This is a genomic window from Malaciobacter halophilus (assembly GCF_002837275.1).
GTDB lineage: Bacteria > Campylobacterota > Campylobacteria > Campylobacterales > Arcobacteraceae > Malaciobacter > Malaciobacter halophilus.
Window position 1 is genome coordinate 1 of sequence record NZ_NXIF01000018.1, and the last position, 15180, is coordinate 15180.

The 15180-nt window shown below is 27.1% G+C and carries 19 protein-coding genes; 10 read left to right on the top strand and 9 right to left on the bottom strand.

Annotated elements, in window-relative coordinates; genetic code table 11:
• Window positions 1-48: 48 nt before the first annotated feature.
• From CP960_RS04720 to CP960_RS04760, 10 genes are all read left to right on the top strand, one after another.
• Window positions 49-1875, top strand: a complete 1827-nt coding sequence (locus CP960_RS04720; RefSeq protein ID WP_101184222.1) for a sensor domain-containing diguanylate cyclase — start codon at window positions 49-51, stop codon at window positions 1873-1875.
• A 100-nt stretch (window positions 1876-1975) separates the two neighbouring features.
• Window positions 1976-2290 (top strand): HMA2 domain-containing protein, encoded by a 315-nt coding sequence (locus tag CP960_RS04725; RefSeq protein WP_101184224.1) that lies wholly within the window; start codon window positions 1976-1978, stop codon window positions 2288-2290.
• Entirely contained in the window at window positions 2290-2961 is a 672-nt protein-coding gene (locus CP960_RS04730) for a ferritin-like domain-containing protein (protein WP_101184226.1), read from the top strand. Before CP960_RS04725 ends, CP960_RS04730 begins: the two co-directional genes overlap by 1 nt.
• A gap of 3 nt (window positions 2962-2964) precedes the next feature.
• Window positions 2965-3234: a YtxH domain-containing protein gene (locus tag CP960_RS04735; RefSeq protein ID WP_101184228.1), complete on the top strand. Its 270-nt coding sequence runs from the start codon at window positions 2965-2967 to the stop codon at window positions 3232-3234.
• Window positions 3234-3611: a hypothetical protein gene (locus CP960_RS04740; RefSeq protein ID WP_101184230.1), complete on the top strand. Its 378-nt coding sequence runs from the start codon at window positions 3234-3236 to the stop codon at window positions 3609-3611. The genes CP960_RS04735 and CP960_RS04740 overlap by 1 nt, the downstream gene beginning before the upstream one ends.
• The gene (locus tag CP960_RS04745) at window positions 3604-3945 is read left to right on the top strand and encodes a YtxH domain-containing protein (RefSeq protein ID WP_191321642.1); all 342 of its coding nucleotides are present in this window, start codon (window positions 3604-3606) and stop codon (window positions 3943-3945) included. Before CP960_RS04740 ends, CP960_RS04745 begins: the two co-directional genes overlap by 8 nt.
• Window positions 3946-3954: 9 nt before the next feature.
• Window positions 3955-6075, top strand: a complete 2121-nt coding sequence (locus CP960_RS04750) for a heavy metal translocating P-type ATPase (RefSeq protein ID WP_101184232.1) — start codon at window positions 3955-3957, stop codon at window positions 6073-6075.
• Between the two features lie 85 nt (window positions 6076-6160).
• The gene (locus tag CP960_RS14050) at window positions 6161-6289 is read left to right on the top strand and encodes a hypothetical protein (protein ID WP_265734449.1); all 129 of its coding nucleotides are present in this window, start codon (window positions 6161-6163) and stop codon (window positions 6287-6289) included.
• On the top strand, window positions 6279-6488 hold the full coding sequence (locus CP960_RS04755; RefSeq protein ID WP_101184234.1) for a hypothetical protein: 210 nt from the start codon (window positions 6279-6281) through the stop codon (window positions 6486-6488). The genes CP960_RS14050 and CP960_RS04755 overlap by 11 nt, the downstream gene beginning before the upstream one ends.
• 84 nt (window positions 6489-6572) lie before the next feature.
• Window positions 6573-7019: a Fur family transcriptional regulator gene (locus CP960_RS04760; RefSeq protein WP_162919094.1), complete on the top strand. Its 447-nt coding sequence runs from the start codon at window positions 6573-6575 to the stop codon at window positions 7017-7019.
• A gap of 33 nt (window positions 7020-7052) precedes the next feature.
• Here CP960_RS04760 and CP960_RS04765 read toward each other — a convergent pair whose 3' ends face one another.
• The 9 genes from CP960_RS04765 to CP960_RS04805 all read right to left on the bottom strand — a co-directional run bounded on the left by CP960_RS04765 (window position 7053) and on the right by CP960_RS04805 (window position 15180).
• Window positions 7053-7556 carry a flavodoxin gene (locus CP960_RS04765; protein WP_101184238.1) on the bottom strand — a complete coding sequence of 168 codons (504 nt, stop codon included), beginning with the start codon at window positions 7554-7556 and terminating at the stop codon, window positions 7053-7055.
• A gap of 102 nt (window positions 7557-7658) precedes the next feature.
• A complete protein-coding gene (locus tag CP960_RS04770; protein WP_101184240.1) occupies window positions 7659-8168 on the bottom strand; it encodes a flavodoxin in 510 nt (169 codons plus the stop codon).
• A gap of 150 nt (window positions 8169-8318) precedes the next feature.
• Entirely contained in the window at window positions 8319-8816 is a 498-nt protein-coding gene (locus CP960_RS04775; protein ID WP_101184242.1) for a flavodoxin, read from the bottom strand.
• A 20-nt stretch (window positions 8817-8836) separates the two neighbouring features.
• Window positions 8837-9607: a hypothetical protein gene (locus CP960_RS04780; protein ID WP_196778327.1), complete on the bottom strand. Its 771-nt coding sequence runs from the start codon at window positions 9605-9607 to the stop codon at window positions 8837-8839.
• Window positions 9607-9933, bottom strand: a complete 327-nt coding sequence (locus CP960_RS04785) for a DUF2325 domain-containing protein (protein WP_101184244.1) — start codon at window positions 9931-9933, stop codon at window positions 9607-9609. Before CP960_RS04785 ends, CP960_RS04780 begins: the two co-directional genes overlap by 1 nt.
• Before the next feature lie 241 nt (window positions 9934-10174).
• A complete protein-coding gene (locus CP960_RS04790; protein ID WP_101184246.1) occupies window positions 10175-11320 on the bottom strand; it encodes an Opr family porin in 1146 nt (381 codons plus the stop codon).
• A 164-nt stretch (window positions 11321-11484) separates the two neighbouring features.
• Window positions 11485-11712, bottom strand: a complete 228-nt coding sequence (locus tag CP960_RS04795; RefSeq protein ID WP_101184248.1) for a hypothetical protein — start codon at window positions 11710-11712, stop codon at window positions 11485-11487.
• Between the two features lie 59 nt (window positions 11713-11771).
• Entirely contained in the window at window positions 11772-13904 is a 2133-nt protein-coding gene (locus CP960_RS04800) for a TonB-dependent receptor plug domain-containing protein (RefSeq protein ID WP_101184250.1), read from the bottom strand.
• 67 nt (window positions 13905-13971) lie between these two features.
• On the bottom strand, window positions 13972-15180 hold the full coding sequence (locus tag CP960_RS04805) for an NnrS family protein (protein WP_101184252.1): 1209 nt from the start codon (window positions 15178-15180) through the stop codon (window positions 13972-13974).

Sequence of the window (15180 nt, forward strand, 5' to 3'; positions counted from 1 at the left end):
TAAAGAAAAATTATATATACTTCAAAAAAATTATCATAAAGAGAAAAGATGAATATAACGTCTAAAATATCAATATTTTTTGGGTTTATATGCTTATTTTTAACAATTTGCATTTTTAGTATATTAAAAGATAGTGAAAATAGAACAATTGAGTTCGAAAATCAACAAGTAAAAAAAAGTATTGAAACTTTTTTTGAAGCAATAAATTCAAAAGTAGAGTTTTTGGATAATATTGCATATGAATACTCTACAAATAGTAAAGTACACAATATCTTTGAGAAAAAACAATTGAAATTTAGAAGATATTTTATAAAAGATAAGTATTCACATTTTTTACTTTTTGATAAAAATAAAGAGTTTGTTTATGGTGATGTTTATGATATTAATTCAGATGAATTTGTATCAACATCAAAGCAAATAAGAGAGTTCTTTAAAAATAGAAAAATTTTAGATTATATAAAAGATAAAAAAACTAATTTTTTAACACTTGATTATGAAAAAGTGCTTTTTACAATAAAAAAAGTGTATAAAAATAGGAAGTTTTTAGGATATGTTTTTGTTGGAAGAACATTGGATTCTTCTTTTTTATCTGAACTTAGCAGAATTACACACCAATATATATCTTTGGTTCCTTCATATGACTTTAAAGAAAAAAAACAAATAAAAATAGATAAAAATTTAGTAGAATATACTATAAATAGAGTAGATGAAAAAATACTATTTACTTATATAAAATTAAAAGAAGAGTTTAGTAAAAATGATTTTTTTATAAGTATGAAAATGAATAGAGACTATTTTATTCAGTTAAATAAAAATAACAAATCTTTGTTTTATATTTTTATAATTACATTTATTATACTTATTGTTTCTGTATATTTTTTTATTGATAAACTTTTTGCAAAAAGAATTAAATACATTACTAATATAGTAAAAAAAGTATCCACATCAAGTAGTTTGCAACTTAAAATTGAACTTGAATATAATGATGAAATTACTTATTTAGCTAAAAAGATAAATGATATGCTAAATTCAATAAGTTTAAAACAGCATGAAAATTTAAAAAAAGAGAGAGATTTCTTGCAATCAGTTTTAGATACTCAAAAGAATATTATATTAATAACTGATGGAAAAGATATACATACAACAAATAAAAAGTTTATTGATATTTTTAAAACAAAGGACTACTTTTTAACAAATATTGCTCTTTTAGATAATAAAACACAAGCTAATCTTTTAAGTATTGCAAGAAAGTATGAATCCCATGAAAAGCCTGCAAAACTAAAGGTTCAAAACAATCATAAGTATTTTATTTTTGATGTACAAAAACTAGATATGGAAAAATATTTAATTTGTATGAATGATGTATCAAAATATAATGAAAAGATTTGCCATTTAGAACAAAAAGCAACTATAGATGAATTAACAAATGTCTACAATAAAAGTACAATTAGCTCATTTTTAAATTGTTGGTTAGAAGCAAGAGATTTTTGTTTGATTATTTTTGATATTGATTATTTTAAAAAGATAAATGATACTTATGGTCACTTTGTTGGAGATTGTGTTTTAAAAGAGTTAGCAAAAGTTGTAAGAAAAGTGTTACCTAAAAATGATTTAATTGGAAGATTTGGTGGAGAAGAGTTTATAGTTTTAATAAATGATAATAGTAGTAATAATATAATAAACATTGCAAATAGAATAAAAGATGAAATACAAAATCATAAATTTAAGTGTGATAGTTTGGAAATAGATATTACAATAAGCCTTGGAACAACCTTTTGTAAGAAAGGTGAAAGCTATGAAAAAGTGTATAAAAGAGTTGATGAAGCACTATACTTTGCAAAAAAAGCAGGTAGAAATAGAGTTAGATTTAAATAGCTATTCTCATTTTGCAGCTCATTTTGATAATGAGTGCTGATTTACATTAAGGTAAGCTTAAATTTTATTTAGCAAAACTACACATATTAAAGGATAATTATTGATAAAAACAGAAGATATAATAAATATAGCAAGTTACTTTACTATTGTTGCACACTCTCCTGGAAGGTTAAGAGTTAGAGTTAATCCAAAAATAAAAAATGAAAGTAACAATATATCAATTGAAGATATTGAACAACTACCAAATAAAATTGAAGGAATTAAAAATATTAAAATAAATAAGATTATTGCTTCAGTTACTATAACATACGATTCAAAAGTTTTTAATCCTCAAATTTGGGAAGATTTAATCAATAAAAGAAATTTAGATGAAATCACACAAATAATAAATAATCTTGCAAAGGAGGTGATGTAGTGGCAAATTATGATGAGGATATATTACTATCCCAAAGAGTTGATTTAAATAGTGAGCAAACTATTGAGTCACAAGTTTTAAGAATTGCAGTATATGATGAGTTTAAAGCCTATGAAACTTATAGTAAAATAATTGAAAAGTTTGGAGCAATTCATCCTTTTGTTAATATTAAAGAAGCAGAAGCTGTTCATTATAGTGCACTTATACCTCTTTTACAAAAGTATAATGTTGAAGTACCTTTAAATGATTGGGCTTCAAAAATTGAAGTTCCAAAAACTTATATTGAGTCTTGTGAATTAGGCGTTGCAAGTGAGATAAACAATATTGCAATGTATGACCATCTTATTGCGAATACTACGCAAAATGATATAAAAGATACACTTTATAAACTGCAAGCAGCATCATATAATAATCATCTGCCAGCTTTTAGAAGGTGTGTACTAAATCATTATAATGGTGTAAATCATAGCACTAGTTTAAATAGTATTGATGACATGATGTCAAAAGCCAATGAGTATCAAATGCTTTTAGAAGATATTGCTTCTGGAAATGTAGACCAAAATAAAATTACAGAGTTATTATCAAAATTAAATATCTCTATGATAAGTGGAGCAGGTTTAGGTGCAGCATTAGTTGCTTTTATTAATAGTTATCAAGAAAATAAGGAGTAAATTATGGCATTACCATTTGTAGCGGGATTAGCAATTGGAGCAGGAGCAGTTTTAGCATATAAAAATAGTGAAACACTTAAAAATAAGACAAAAGAGTTGTTTGGTAAATCAAAAGAGTTCGCTTCGTCAACTATTGAGCAAGGAAAAGAGACTGCAAGTGAAGTTAAAAGTACGATTGATGCAACAAAAGAGTGTATAAAAGAGAAAAAAGAGACAAAAAAACTAGAAGAGTCTAATATTAAGAAAGTAGAAGAAAAAAAGGAAGATGAATAATGCAAAATGGCTTAATTAATACAGGTGAACCAAGAAATGTTTTAGGTCACATTGTAAGTGGTGCAGTTGCAAGTGCAGTTGTATCTGGAACAATAAATTACAAAAAAGCAAAAGAAAAAAAACTATCTTCAAATGAAGCTATACAAGATACTGTTAAAAAAACAGCACAAGGGGCAATTGCAACTGGAACTGCAATTGCTACGGCAAATCATATTGGTCAGCAAGGTGGATTTTTAAAAGCATTTACAGCATTTAGTGTAGGCATGGCTGGAATTTATGCTGTTGAGGTTATTGATGATAAATTAAATAGTAAATATGAGCAACTTGAAAGTAGTTGTTGTGAAGATAAACTTTTAGAAGAGGGAAGCAATGAATAATCAAATGAATAACCAAAATACATATGATATGAATATTGAAAATAGTAGAATTAATCAAGAAGGTGTTAATTTAAATCAAAATCCTTATATTAATCAAAATGTTAATCCAAATATTCCTGTTCAAGGACAAGGAACAAATGGATTTAATAGTGCAGATTTTTTAAAAGGTGCATTAGTTGGTGCAGCTGTAACATATCTTTTAACAAATAAGGGTGCACAAGAGAATATTATGAAAGCAGTATCTAAAGGAACTGAACTTTTTCAAGCTGGAATGGAAGAGATGAAAGAGAGAATGGAAGATGCAAAAGCTGCAATGGAATCAAATCAAGAATAAAGATTATATATGAGTAAAAATAGTTTTGTAAAAGTACATGAAACACCAAATAGATTAAGATATAAATACTCTTTGTTAAAAGAAGAGTATATTGATGAAAATATTTTAACATCATATTTACAAAATATTGATGGAGTTAAAAGTGTTCGTGTAAACAAAAAAGCTGCAAGTATAGTTTTTAATATCAATAAAGATATTCAAACTATTAATAGTATAGAAAAAACACTTGAAGAGCTTACAATAGATGATTTATTATCTACAAATTGTGAAGATAATGCAGTTTGTATAAATTGTATAAGCAATGAAAAACCAAGCTTATCTGGAGTAATAAGAGCAAGTTCTGCTCTTGTAGCAGAGAGATTTATAAGAAATAACTTTGCTAAAGCTACAGTTACAACTGCAGCTGCAACGCCTATGCTTATTGAGGGAACTAAAGAGTTTTTTGAAGAAGGACTTACTTCAAGAGTATTAGAAAGTGCAGCTGTTGGTATTTCTGTTTATAGAAAAGATTATTTAGCTGCAAACTCAACAAATGCTATGTTAGAGCTTGGTGAATATATAGAAGAAACAACTGTTCATAAAAGTGATGACTTGTTAAAAGAGCTTGCTAAGCCAAATGTAAAAGAGGCTTGGGTTGAAAAAGTTCAAGATGGTAAAAAAGTTGAAGTAGTTGTAAAAACTGAAGAGATTGAAGTAGGGGATATTGTAGTTGTTTCAGCAGGAAGTACTATACCTGTTGATGGTCATATTGTTGAAGGTGATGCAAGTGTAAATCAAGTATCTATGACAGGAGAAGCTGAACCTATAAAAAAAGCTAGAGGAGATAGGGTTATCTCTGGAACTGTTTTAGAAGAGGGAAGACTTAAGATTTGGGCAGAACATGTTGGTGCTAATACTGCTACACAAAGAATAAAGCATTATATTGAAAGCTCTTTAAATGAGAAATCATCAGTACAATTAAAAGCAACAAGACTAGCAGATAAATTAGTACCTGTTACTTTAGGATTAGCTGGTTTATCTTATGTAGTAACTAGAGATTTTGAAAGAGTTGCTTCAATTTTACAAGCTGATTACTCTTGTGCTTTAAAATTAGCTACACCAGTTGCTTTTAAATCAACTATATCTAAAGCTGGACACGAAGGTATTATGATAAAAGGTGCAAAATCTATTGAATCTTTATCAAACGTAGATACATTTGTTTTTGATAAAACTGGAACTTTAACTCAAGGTGATTTAGAAGTAATTGAAGTACACTCTTATGATGAAGAGTGGACAGAAGAAGAGCTACTTAATTTAACAGCAAGTACAGAAGAACACTATTTTCATCCGGTTGCAGAAGCTGTTGTAAAAGCTGCTAAACAAAGAGGCTTTGTTCATATGCACCATGAAGAAGTAGAGTTTATTGTAGCACATGGTGTGAAAACAGAAGTTGAAGGTAAAACAGTAGTTATTGGAAGCAGACACTTTTTAGAAGATGATGAAAAAATAGATTTTTCTAAATATAAAGATAGGATAAATAAAAGTTTAGATGAAGGTAAAACACTACTTTATGTAGGTTTTGATAATAAACTTTTAGGAACAATTGCTTTAAGTGATAAAATTAGAGATAACTCAAAACAATCAATTGAAAAGTTAAGAAAACTTGGTGTAAAGCATATAGTAATGTTAACAGGAGATGTTGACAAAAAAGCAAAACAAGTTGCTGAAGAGTTAGGTGTAGATGAAGTATTTTCTGAGCTTCTTCCAACAGATAAAGCATCAATAGTTAAAAAGATGAAAGACCAAGGGCGAAATGTTGCATTTGTTGGTGATGGAATAAATGATGCACCAGCTTTAATTTCAGCTAATGTAGGTATCTCTATGAGTAAAGGTGCTGATATTGCAAAAGCAACAGCAGATGTAAGTTTATTAAAAGATGATATTGATGCAGTTGTTGAAGCAAAAGAGTTAGCAAATAAGACTATGAGTCTTATTAATACAAATTTTAAAGCAACAGTTGGAATCAATTCTGGTATTTTAGCAGGTGCTACATTTGGGGCATTTTCTCCAATTGTAACAGCAGTACTTCATAATGGTACAACTATTGGCTTACTTTTAAACTCTATTAGAGGGGTAAAAACAAAAAGATAAATATATCTATTATGATAATTAATATCAGTTTATTTTAATAAAAGAGAGAGTAAAATATTGATAATTATTATCATAAGGAGTATTTATGCCTCTAATTTTACCTCTTGCTACTGTATTAACAGCAGCTTTGACATATGAGACTTTAAAAGGAACAAAGAAGACAATTGAAAGAAGACAAAGACGTCAAAGAAGGAAAAAAGGAAATGGAATTTGATCAAGAAGTAAAAAAAGAAGTTGCAAAAATTGGAATGACTGCAACTCTTGGTGCAACAGTTGTAACTTCTATGTTTATGAAAAATAAACTTGCAAAAAAGACTCATATCGTTGCAGGAGCAGCTTTTTGTGGTTTTGCTTTATGGCATCACTTACTTTACCAGCCTGACAAAAAAAAGAAAAAACTGAAAGAAAAATAAAAATATCTTATAAATCTTAAGTTGAAATTTTTGTTAACTTTGGATATACTATAATTATTTATAAAATTTTAAGGGCGTATTTTAATGACAAACAATGAAGAAGTAATAGAAGAGCTTAAAAGAATAGTAAAACAAAAGGGTTTAAAGTATACAGAACAAAGAGAGATTGTTTTAGATATTCTTATTAATGCTGAAGAACATTTAAGTGCTGAAGATGTATATAATCAAATAAAAACAAAATATCCAGAGTCAAATATAGGTATTGCTACAGTATATAGAGCTTTAGGTTTCTTAGAAGAAGTAAACTTAATTACATCTATTGCTTTTGGAACAGAAGGAAAAAAATACGAAAGTAATGCAAAATCTCACCATGATCACCTAATTTGTACTTCTTGTGGAAAAATAGTAGAATTTTTAGATGATGAAATAGAAAAAAGACAAGAAAGAATTGCAAAGAAGAATAAATTTAAAATTACAAGCCACTCTATGCAATTATATGGAACTTGTAAAGATTGTCAAGAAAGTAAATAGTTTATTATATTAAGGAGCAAAACTCCTTAATATTTATAAAATATCATCTTTTATATCTTCAATCCAAGCATCTATTCTTTCATCAGTTAAATCATCTTGATTATCTTCATCAATTACTAATCCAACAAATTCATCATCAATTACAGCTGTTGATTCTTCAAATTCATACCCTGCAGTTGAAGTAAAACCAATTATATTAGCTCCTTGGGCTTTTACTTGCTCATACATTGTACCAAGAGAATTAACAAATGTATCATCATATCCTTCTTGATCTCCTAAAGCTACTAAAGCTACTGTTTTATTTGAAAAATCAATTTGTTTAAATTCATCCCAAGACTCATCCCAATCATCTTGTAAATCTCCATCTCCCCAAGTTGATGTTGCTAAAATAAGCTTATCATACTTTTGTATGTTTTTAATGTCCTCTTGATTATTACTTATATTATATGAGTTTTCAAGACCTAATTTATCAATAATTTTACTTGCAATTTCTTCAGTATTTCCTGTACTACTAGCATAAAATATTGCAGTTGCCATTTTATATCCTTTTAATATTTTTGAAATTATAATCTAATTTTATTAAAATAGGATAAAAAATGTCTTATTTAAAAATGATGTTATTTTTTATTAAATAAACTTTTAAGATGTAGCGTGTAATATATCCGCTCTTATATCATCAGCCCACTTTTTAATTCTTTCATCTGTAAGGTGTGGCTGATTTACTTCATCTATTACTAATCCTACAAACTTGTCATTTACAACTGCTTTTGATTCATTAAATTCATATCCATTTGTTGATGTAAAACCAACAACTGTTGCTTTACTTTCAATTAAGTCATCATAAACATATTTCATAGCATCAGCAAATTCATTAGGATAATTTTTTTGGTCACCTAATCCAAAAATAGCAACAGTTTTTCCTTCAAAGTCTATACTTTTAAAATCATCCCAAATTTTTTTCCAATCTTTTTGCATCTCTCCACCATGCCAAGTAGAAATACCAAAAACTATGTGTTTGTAATCTGATATATACTCACTTCCTGTAACTGCTATATCAAAAACTCTTATCTCATCTAAAGCAAAAGATATTTTATTTGCTACCTCTTTTGTGTTCCCACCTTTGCTTGCATAGAATATTGCACTTGTCATAGTAACTCCTTTGCTTTAAATTGTTTATTTATATATTAGAATAAAATGTTTAAAAATAGTATAAATTAAAAAGATTAATAAATAATTAATTTAAGAAGATAGTATTTGTTAGTAATTGAAGTCTTGAGTTATTCAAGACTTCTTTATAGGTTATAAAATTTCAGGTTTGATTTTTTCTATCCAGTTATCTATTCTTTCATCAGTTAAGTCATCTTGATTATCTTCATCAATTACTAGTCCCACAAATTCATCATCAATTTGAGCTTTTGAGTATTCATGGTCATACCCTTCAATTGAGGTAAAGCCAATAACGTTTGCACCAGCTTTTTTTACTTGTTCATACATAATTCCTAGTGCATCGCAAAACTCATCACCATATCCATCTTGGTCACCTAAACCAAAAAGGGCAACAGTTTTTCCAGTTAAGTCAAGCTTACAAAACTCTTCCCAAATCTCATCCCAATCATCTTGAAGTTCCCCCTCTCCCCATGTTGGTGTACCAATAATTAATTTATCAAAATCTTTTACTTTATTTACATCTTCATCACAAATATTAAATGTTTTAATATCCCCTAATGCTTGTGCAATTTTTTGTGCTACTTCTTCTGTATTTCCTGTGCTACTTGCAAAAAATAGTGCTGTTGACATATCTTATTATTCTCCTTAAATTATCTAATTGTTGATCTTAGTGAATATGGAATAGCTTTTATTATATATGTTCTATTTTTTAGCTCATCCACATAAACTGGAATATGACGTTTAAAGTCATTTGCTTTTGGATATACTAAGTAAACTTGAGAATAGTTCTCTTTTTTTATACTTTTAATAGCATATTCAAGTTCATCTTTTATATCTGGTTTGTTTCTTTGTATATTTTTCCATGATGTATAAATTTTAAGTGCATCTACATTCTCTCCTGTAATTGATATAGAATCGCCATGGTCTTTTACAGTCTTATCTTTGTGAAGCTTTTTAATTTTTCTATAAACAAACTCATGAAAAAGTAAATTTTTATCTAAAATAAATTGAAATTTATTATTTATGTAACAAAGTGAGATTAATTTTGCTACATCTAAAAGTTTTTTATTTGAAGTAACAACTAATGTTGATTTAGAGTTTTTGTAAGAGTTAATTATCTTTGTTGAATCCTTACAAAAATTGAAAACCTTTATATGTTTTGCTGTATATGGAACTCTATTTGGAAGCATAGAGTTTATTTTTTGATTAAAAGCCTCTTTTAAAGAGAATTTTCTTAATCTTCTTTGCTCATATTTTGTAAATCTACATGCTGTTGATAATATATTGTTGCTAAGTGCTAAGAATAGTTGTCTTAACCTTACAGTTGATGTAAACTCATCAAAATCTTTAGGAAGGAGTTCACAATCATCTATGAACCCCAAAAAACTTTCATTGAAATTAAAACTATTCATATTGCTCATTATTTACATCCACAATTTGCATAGCATTCATTACAGTTTTTAATCCCCATAATTTTAACATACTCATCATATACGCAATTTACACTTCTTTTTGCGCAAATAAATGGAATCTTTTTTTTCTTTGCTTCACTTTTATATTTAAGCATAGTATTATGATTTAAAAAAGATGTTAACATTATAATACAATCTGTGTCTTGAGGAACTTTCTTTTTAGGAGCAGATGATTTTTTTCTTGCGTCCCAATGATTGATTGTTTTTGCACCTAAATCTTCTAACATATTTGATATATGTGAAATCTTATCTCCGCCAATAATTAATACACTCATTTGTTCTCCCTTTTTTAACAAGTACACCCAGTAGGTTTGATTAAGTCATCTTTATTTTTTAAAACATAATTAGCTTTCATTCTCATTCCTTTAATGATAATCATTATTAAAATAATACAAGAGAAAATCTTAAATATAGATTAATATTGATACTTATTATCAAAAATATTGAAAATAAAAAAAGGGACTGAGAAAACCCAATCCCTTTTTTCATAATATATAAAAAATTTTGTAGTTATAACTAGAAGCTATAAGTAATATTTGCAACAAATTTATTGTAGTCTTCTCCATTGTTTAAATCAGAGTTTTTATCAATATTTGCATCAGAATAGATAAGTTCAGCACCTAGTTGCTCAGTAAATGCATATGAAGCTGTTAATGCAATCTCTTTATCATCTACACTTTTAGAGTCAACATCATGGTCTGCATGTGTGTATAGAGCAGATAATTCAAGTGCATTATATGTGTATCCTACACCTAAATAGTAAGTTTTTGCATCTGTACCATAAACTGCATCTCCTAACTCTTCTGTTGGGTCAATATTATCTCCTAAAGAATCCATTGAACCAATCGCTCCATCACTATCAGTTTTGATGTATCCAGCTGTAAATGCAAAAGAGTCAATATTTAATCTACCTTCTAAATTATAAATACTTCCATCTTCCATTTTATCAGCACCTTTTGGATTATCTTCATTTGAAGCTGCATAATGTGCTGTTAAACCAAATAAATCAGTATCATAGTCAGCTTTTAAACCATAATAATCAGCAATCTCATCTGCTGTATAAAAATATGGGTTAAATACTAAACCTTTTAAAGGTTCAATTTTTGCATCTATTACATAAGCTTCTGTGTTATTTTCTTTCTTATTTTCAAATCTTTCAAAAGAACCATGTTCATCAAGTGCAATAGCAGCTTGTCTATTTGTGTATCCAGCAGTTAAAGTCGTGTATGGAATTGCTTTTAAAATACCAACAATACCATCATTGTAATCACCTAACCACTCTAAATCAATCTCTTGTCTACCAGCTCTTACGGCAAAAGTATCATTTTCATAGTGAATATATGCTTCTGTTACAGAACCATCCTCTGCCATTTCATTTTCATAGTCATTGTGATTTTTTTCAGATGTTTGTGTATTTCCTCTAAATCCTACTGCTGCTGAGAAACCTTTAAAAGAGTCAGTTTCATATTTTAATCCAACTGAAGGTGTTGAGAAACTACTATCCTCTTCTCCACCATTTCTATCCCATGTTTGATAGTGAAAAGATACATCTCCACTAACTTTTCCATTTTTAAAAGCTTCATCAATTGAATTTGAATCAGCATAAACAGCTGTTGCACTTAGTATTGCAGCGCTTGCAATTAAACTTATTTGTTTTTTCATTATATTTCCTTATGTGTGTTTTATTAGAAGAACTAATTCGCGCAGTAAAATATTACGGAAAGAATTATTAAAATATGCTTATAATGATACTTGTTATCACTATTATTTAATAAAACTTGATAATAATAGTAGTCTATTTTTGATTAAATGCAACTTAGTTGCATTTAATCACTTATTTTATGAAGATTTACATACCAATCTTCTATAACATCTTCTTTTTCAAGATTTTGTAAGTTTAATTCAATTTTATGTTCACCTAAGATATTTACACTCTCAATCTTTTCTTCAGGTATGTCTAGCACATCAACACAATACTCAATAGCCATATCATCATACTCCAGATGATTGCTATATTCGTCTTCTCCTAGTTTTATTAGAAAAAAATCTTCCATATAATCCCTTGTCAAAAATTTTGATAATTATTATCATATTAAGCTTAGAAAATAATTAACTAGAAATTAAATCTTATCCCAGTATAAATAAAAGTACCAATATTTGAACCAATTACGTCATTTACTTCTTTATCGAAGATATTATCAACTCCAAAAAAGAATTCACTATTTTTGTTAATTTTATAGTTTGTACTTAAATCAAAAAGAGTGTAATTATTTGTATATTTATCTTTTTTAGTATTATTTATATTTTCTTGATAGTATTGTTTTCCTATGTGTCTACTACTTAAAATAAGAACAAAATTATCTGTAGGAAGATATTCAAAACTTAAATTGATAGTTCTCTTTGGGTTAAATTCCAAATCTTTATTTGTATCTTTATTCTTAGTTTGAAGTTCGGTATAACTTAAAGTAGTACTTAAATTACTTAAAATATCATATGTTAAATCTAGTTCAAATCCTTTTGTTTGAGCATTACTAACATTTTCAAAAGTATAATAGTTACTAGTACCATTAGATTTTAAAACTTGTGAAATTCTATCATCAATATCATTTAAAAATATAGAACTACTATATCTTAAGTTTTTATATTCTCCAAAAATTCCTATTTCATAAGAGTTTGTAAACTCTGGTTTTAAATCATATCCAATTACATCAGCACCTTGTTGTAAACCATTTGGAGTTTGTTTGTTAATATACATCTCTCTAATATCTGGTGTTCTATATCCTTGTGCAAAGTTAGCTCTTAAATTTAATTCTTTAGAGAAATTTTTTACAAGACCTACTTTAAATGTTGTTTTATTTTCTGCATTAGATATTTTATCATATCTAAGTCCCAGTGTCGCATTTATAGTTTCATTTATTTTCCATTCATCTTGTAAATAAATAGCTTTATAATCTACTTTTTTTATACTCATATCAGTACTACTTGTAAATACACTAGCTTCTCTTTCTTCATCTCTTTTTTCAACTCCTGCTGTTAGTAAGTGAAAATCATTTGCTATATAATTAACTAAAGCTTCATATGTTAGAATTTCAACATTTGCATTCATTCCATTATTTGCTGATTGAGATTTACTATCATATCCCATTTGTTTAAAATATTTTGCTGTTGTTGTATTTCTTTTTTCATAATAACTTCTATATGCTCTTAATTTTAAAATTAAATCTTTATTAATATTAGTTTCAAAATCAAAACCTAAATCTAATCTTTCATTTTCATCTTTTGAATTAACTGGAATATTAAAAACTGGGATTTTTTTGCCAGGTGCTGGACTTATATTTGATGGGTGAAAGTATCCCACGTATGAACCATCTCTTGTTTCATCAAAGTAATTAATATCTAAACCAACTTTTGAATTATCACTAATTAAATAATCAAATCTTCCACCAACGGTATAAGTTTGACTATCTTCTTTATATGTAACATCATGATTATATATATCATTTAGACCACTTAATGCATAAGAAGGAGTTCCTGGTGTAAGGTTTGATGGTTTTTGTTTACTTCCATGATTAGGTCCTCCTATTTGATTTACTAGTACATTTGCTTTTTCTTTTTGTGTATATGGTGTAGTATTTGTGCTATTTGCATATATTGAATAAAGTAATTTATCTTTTTTACCTCTTAATGAAAATGATGCATTTTTATTTTTTGCATCACCATCTTTATTTTGTCCATATCTTACTGAAAAATCAATTTGAACATCTTCTGTAGGTTTTTTTGTAATAATATTAATTACTCCACCTAAAGCATCTGCTCCATAAAGTGTAGACATTGGGCCTTTTATTATCTCTATTCTTTGTATTGAACTTGCAGGAATTCTATCTAAGTCATAAGGATTTTTTACTTCTCCTGCCATTCTTCTTCCATCAATTAAAAATAAAGTACCATTTGCACTCATACCTCTAATTGATATAGAAGATTTTGATTTTGAACTAGCATTAGGAAATGTTCCATACTGAATTGTTAATCCTGATAATTTTTTTATGATATCTTTTAATGATTCAGCATTTATCCTTTTAATATCTTTTTGTGTAATTACTTGAATTGAAGCACTTACTCCATCAATTGTTCTTTGTGTTTTAGTTGCTGTTGTTACTGTAACGCTATCTATTTTTGTATTTGCTTTTATACTATTTTGTAATAATAAAATAGATGCAATTGAAGACAAAACTAATTTTTTTTTCATTTTATGTTACCTTTATGATATAAATTGTGATAATTATTATCAATAATTATCTAAAAAAAAAGTAGGATTACCCAGGAAGGTTATCTACTCTTTTTTTTAATAAATATGATGAATATGAAAAACTATAGATTAAAAATGCACTTGCCCAAACTATTGTGGAAATAAGATATATATTTTGACTTTCAAAAAAGACTCTTAATATAGTTGCAAATATGATTAATAAAGCTCCTAAAAAAGCTTTATTTTCAATTACTAATTCTCTTCCTGTATGAACATATGATACAACTACCATTACCAAATAAAAAGCAAGACCAAAAGCACCAGTTGTTAAAAAATGAATATAATTAGATATTTCAAAAAATTCTTGCATTAAAAAAGCATATCCAATTGAAAAGTAACCTAAGCTCATTATTAAAATAAGAGATATTAGACTAAGTATTAAATAACTTTTAAAAATAGATGGTTCTTGAATAAAGTAATCATTAAGTAAAGATAATATAGCAAAACTACAAGCAAAAGCGATCCATGTAAGAGCATAATTGTTAGGAAGAAATAAACTAACTGTTGCAAAGATTATAATAGTAAATATTGCGATATTATATCTAAATGATTTTGCTAAAAATACTTTATTAATATCTTTTTTTTCAAGTAAATCATTTACTGTTTCCATGTTCACTCTTCTTAAAACAAGTAGTATTAAAATCATAAAAAAAGATAATGAAAATTTTAATATTTCAAATGAATTTATATTTATTAAACTTGTATATGATAGAAAAAATAGTACTTGAATTAAAAATATAGTTATTATACAAATTAAAATTGAAGTATGTTTTTGATTATCATCTTTAAAAAAAGGTTTATAAACTAAATAAATAGTATAAAGAAGTAAAAAGCAGTTTAAAAAAGCAACAATATATATATGTATATAATCAATAAACCAAAAACTAACTCTTCCTAAAATCCACATAATAAAGATATATAGTAACTTCTTATCAACAACTGGTAATTCTTTTTTAAAAAATTCAGGAACAGCAGTTAATACAAATGCACATATTCCTGCACTTCCAACTCCATATAGAAACTCATAAATATGCCAGGTTAATATATCATCCATAAAGTTTAGATTTAAATAGCCAGAATAAACAAATCCCCATAAAATAATATTCAATACTATGTAATATGGTAATATTAGGAAAAAAATTCTAAAAGCATATGCTAAATAAATAGGAGGATTAATATTTTTTGGATAATTTCCATAATGTTCACTTTTTTGCAT

Excerpts from the sequence above, each read along its gene's own strand:
- CP960_RS04720 (WP_101184222.1), top strand. The coding sequence starts at position 49 with ATGAATATAACGTCTAAAATATCAATATTTTTTGGGTTTATATGCTTA.
- CP960_RS04735 (WP_101184228.1), top strand. The coding sequence starts at position 2,965 with ATGGCATTACCATTTGTAGCGGGATTAGCAATTGGAGCAGGAGCAGTT.
- CP960_RS04740 (WP_101184230.1), top strand. The coding sequence starts at position 3,234 with ATGCAAAATGGCTTAATTAATACAGGTGAACCAAGAAATGTTTTAGGT.
- CP960_RS04745 (WP_191321642.1), top strand. The coding sequence starts at position 3,604 with ATGAATAATCAAATGAATAACCAAAATACATATGATATGAATATTGAA.
- CP960_RS04750 (WP_101184232.1), top strand. The coding sequence starts at position 3,955 with ATGAGTAAAAATAGTTTTGTAAAAGTACATGAAACACCAAATAGATTA.
- CP960_RS14050 (WP_265734449.1), top strand. The coding sequence starts at position 6,161 with ATGCCTCTAATTTTACCTCTTGCTACTGTATTAACAGCAGCTTTGACA.
- CP960_RS04755 (WP_101184234.1), top strand. The coding sequence starts at position 6,279 with ATGGAATTTGATCAAGAAGTAAAAAAAGAAGTTGCAAAAATTGGAATG.
- CP960_RS04760 (WP_162919094.1), top strand. The coding sequence starts at position 6,573 with ATGACAAACAATGAAGAAGTAATAGAAGAGCTTAAAAGAATAGTAAAA.
- CP960_RS04765 (WP_101184238.1), bottom strand. The coding sequence starts at position 7,556 with ATGGCAACTGCAATATTTTATGCTAGTAGTACAGGAAATACTGAAGAA.
- CP960_RS04770 (WP_101184240.1), bottom strand. The coding sequence starts at position 8,168 with ATGACAAGTGCAATATTCTATGCAAGCAAAGGTGGGAACACAAAAGAG.
- CP960_RS04775 (WP_101184242.1), bottom strand. The coding sequence starts at position 8,816 with ATGTCAACAGCACTATTTTTTGCAAGTAGCACAGGAAATACAGAAGAA.
- CP960_RS04780 (WP_196778327.1), bottom strand. The coding sequence starts at position 9,607 with ATGAGCAATATGAATAGTTTTAATTTCAATGAAAGTTTTTTGGGGTTC.
- CP960_RS04785 (WP_101184244.1), bottom strand. The coding sequence starts at position 9,933 with ATGAGTGTATTAATTATTGGCGGAGATAAGATTTCACATATATCAAAT.
- CP960_RS04790 (WP_101184246.1), bottom strand. The coding sequence starts at position 11,320 with ATGAAAAAACAAATAAGTTTAATTGCAAGCGCTGCAATACTAAGTGCA.
- CP960_RS04795 (WP_101184248.1), bottom strand. The coding sequence starts at position 11,712 with ATGGAAGATTTTTTTCTAATAAAACTAGGAGAAGACGAATATAGCAAT.
- CP960_RS04800 (WP_101184250.1), bottom strand. The coding sequence starts at position 13,904 with ATGAAAAAAAAATTAGTTTTGTCTTCAATTGCATCTATTTTATTATTA.
- CP960_RS04805 (WP_101184252.1), bottom strand. The coding sequence starts at position 15,180 with ATGCAAAAAAGTGAACATTATGGAAATTATCCAAAAAATATTAATCCT.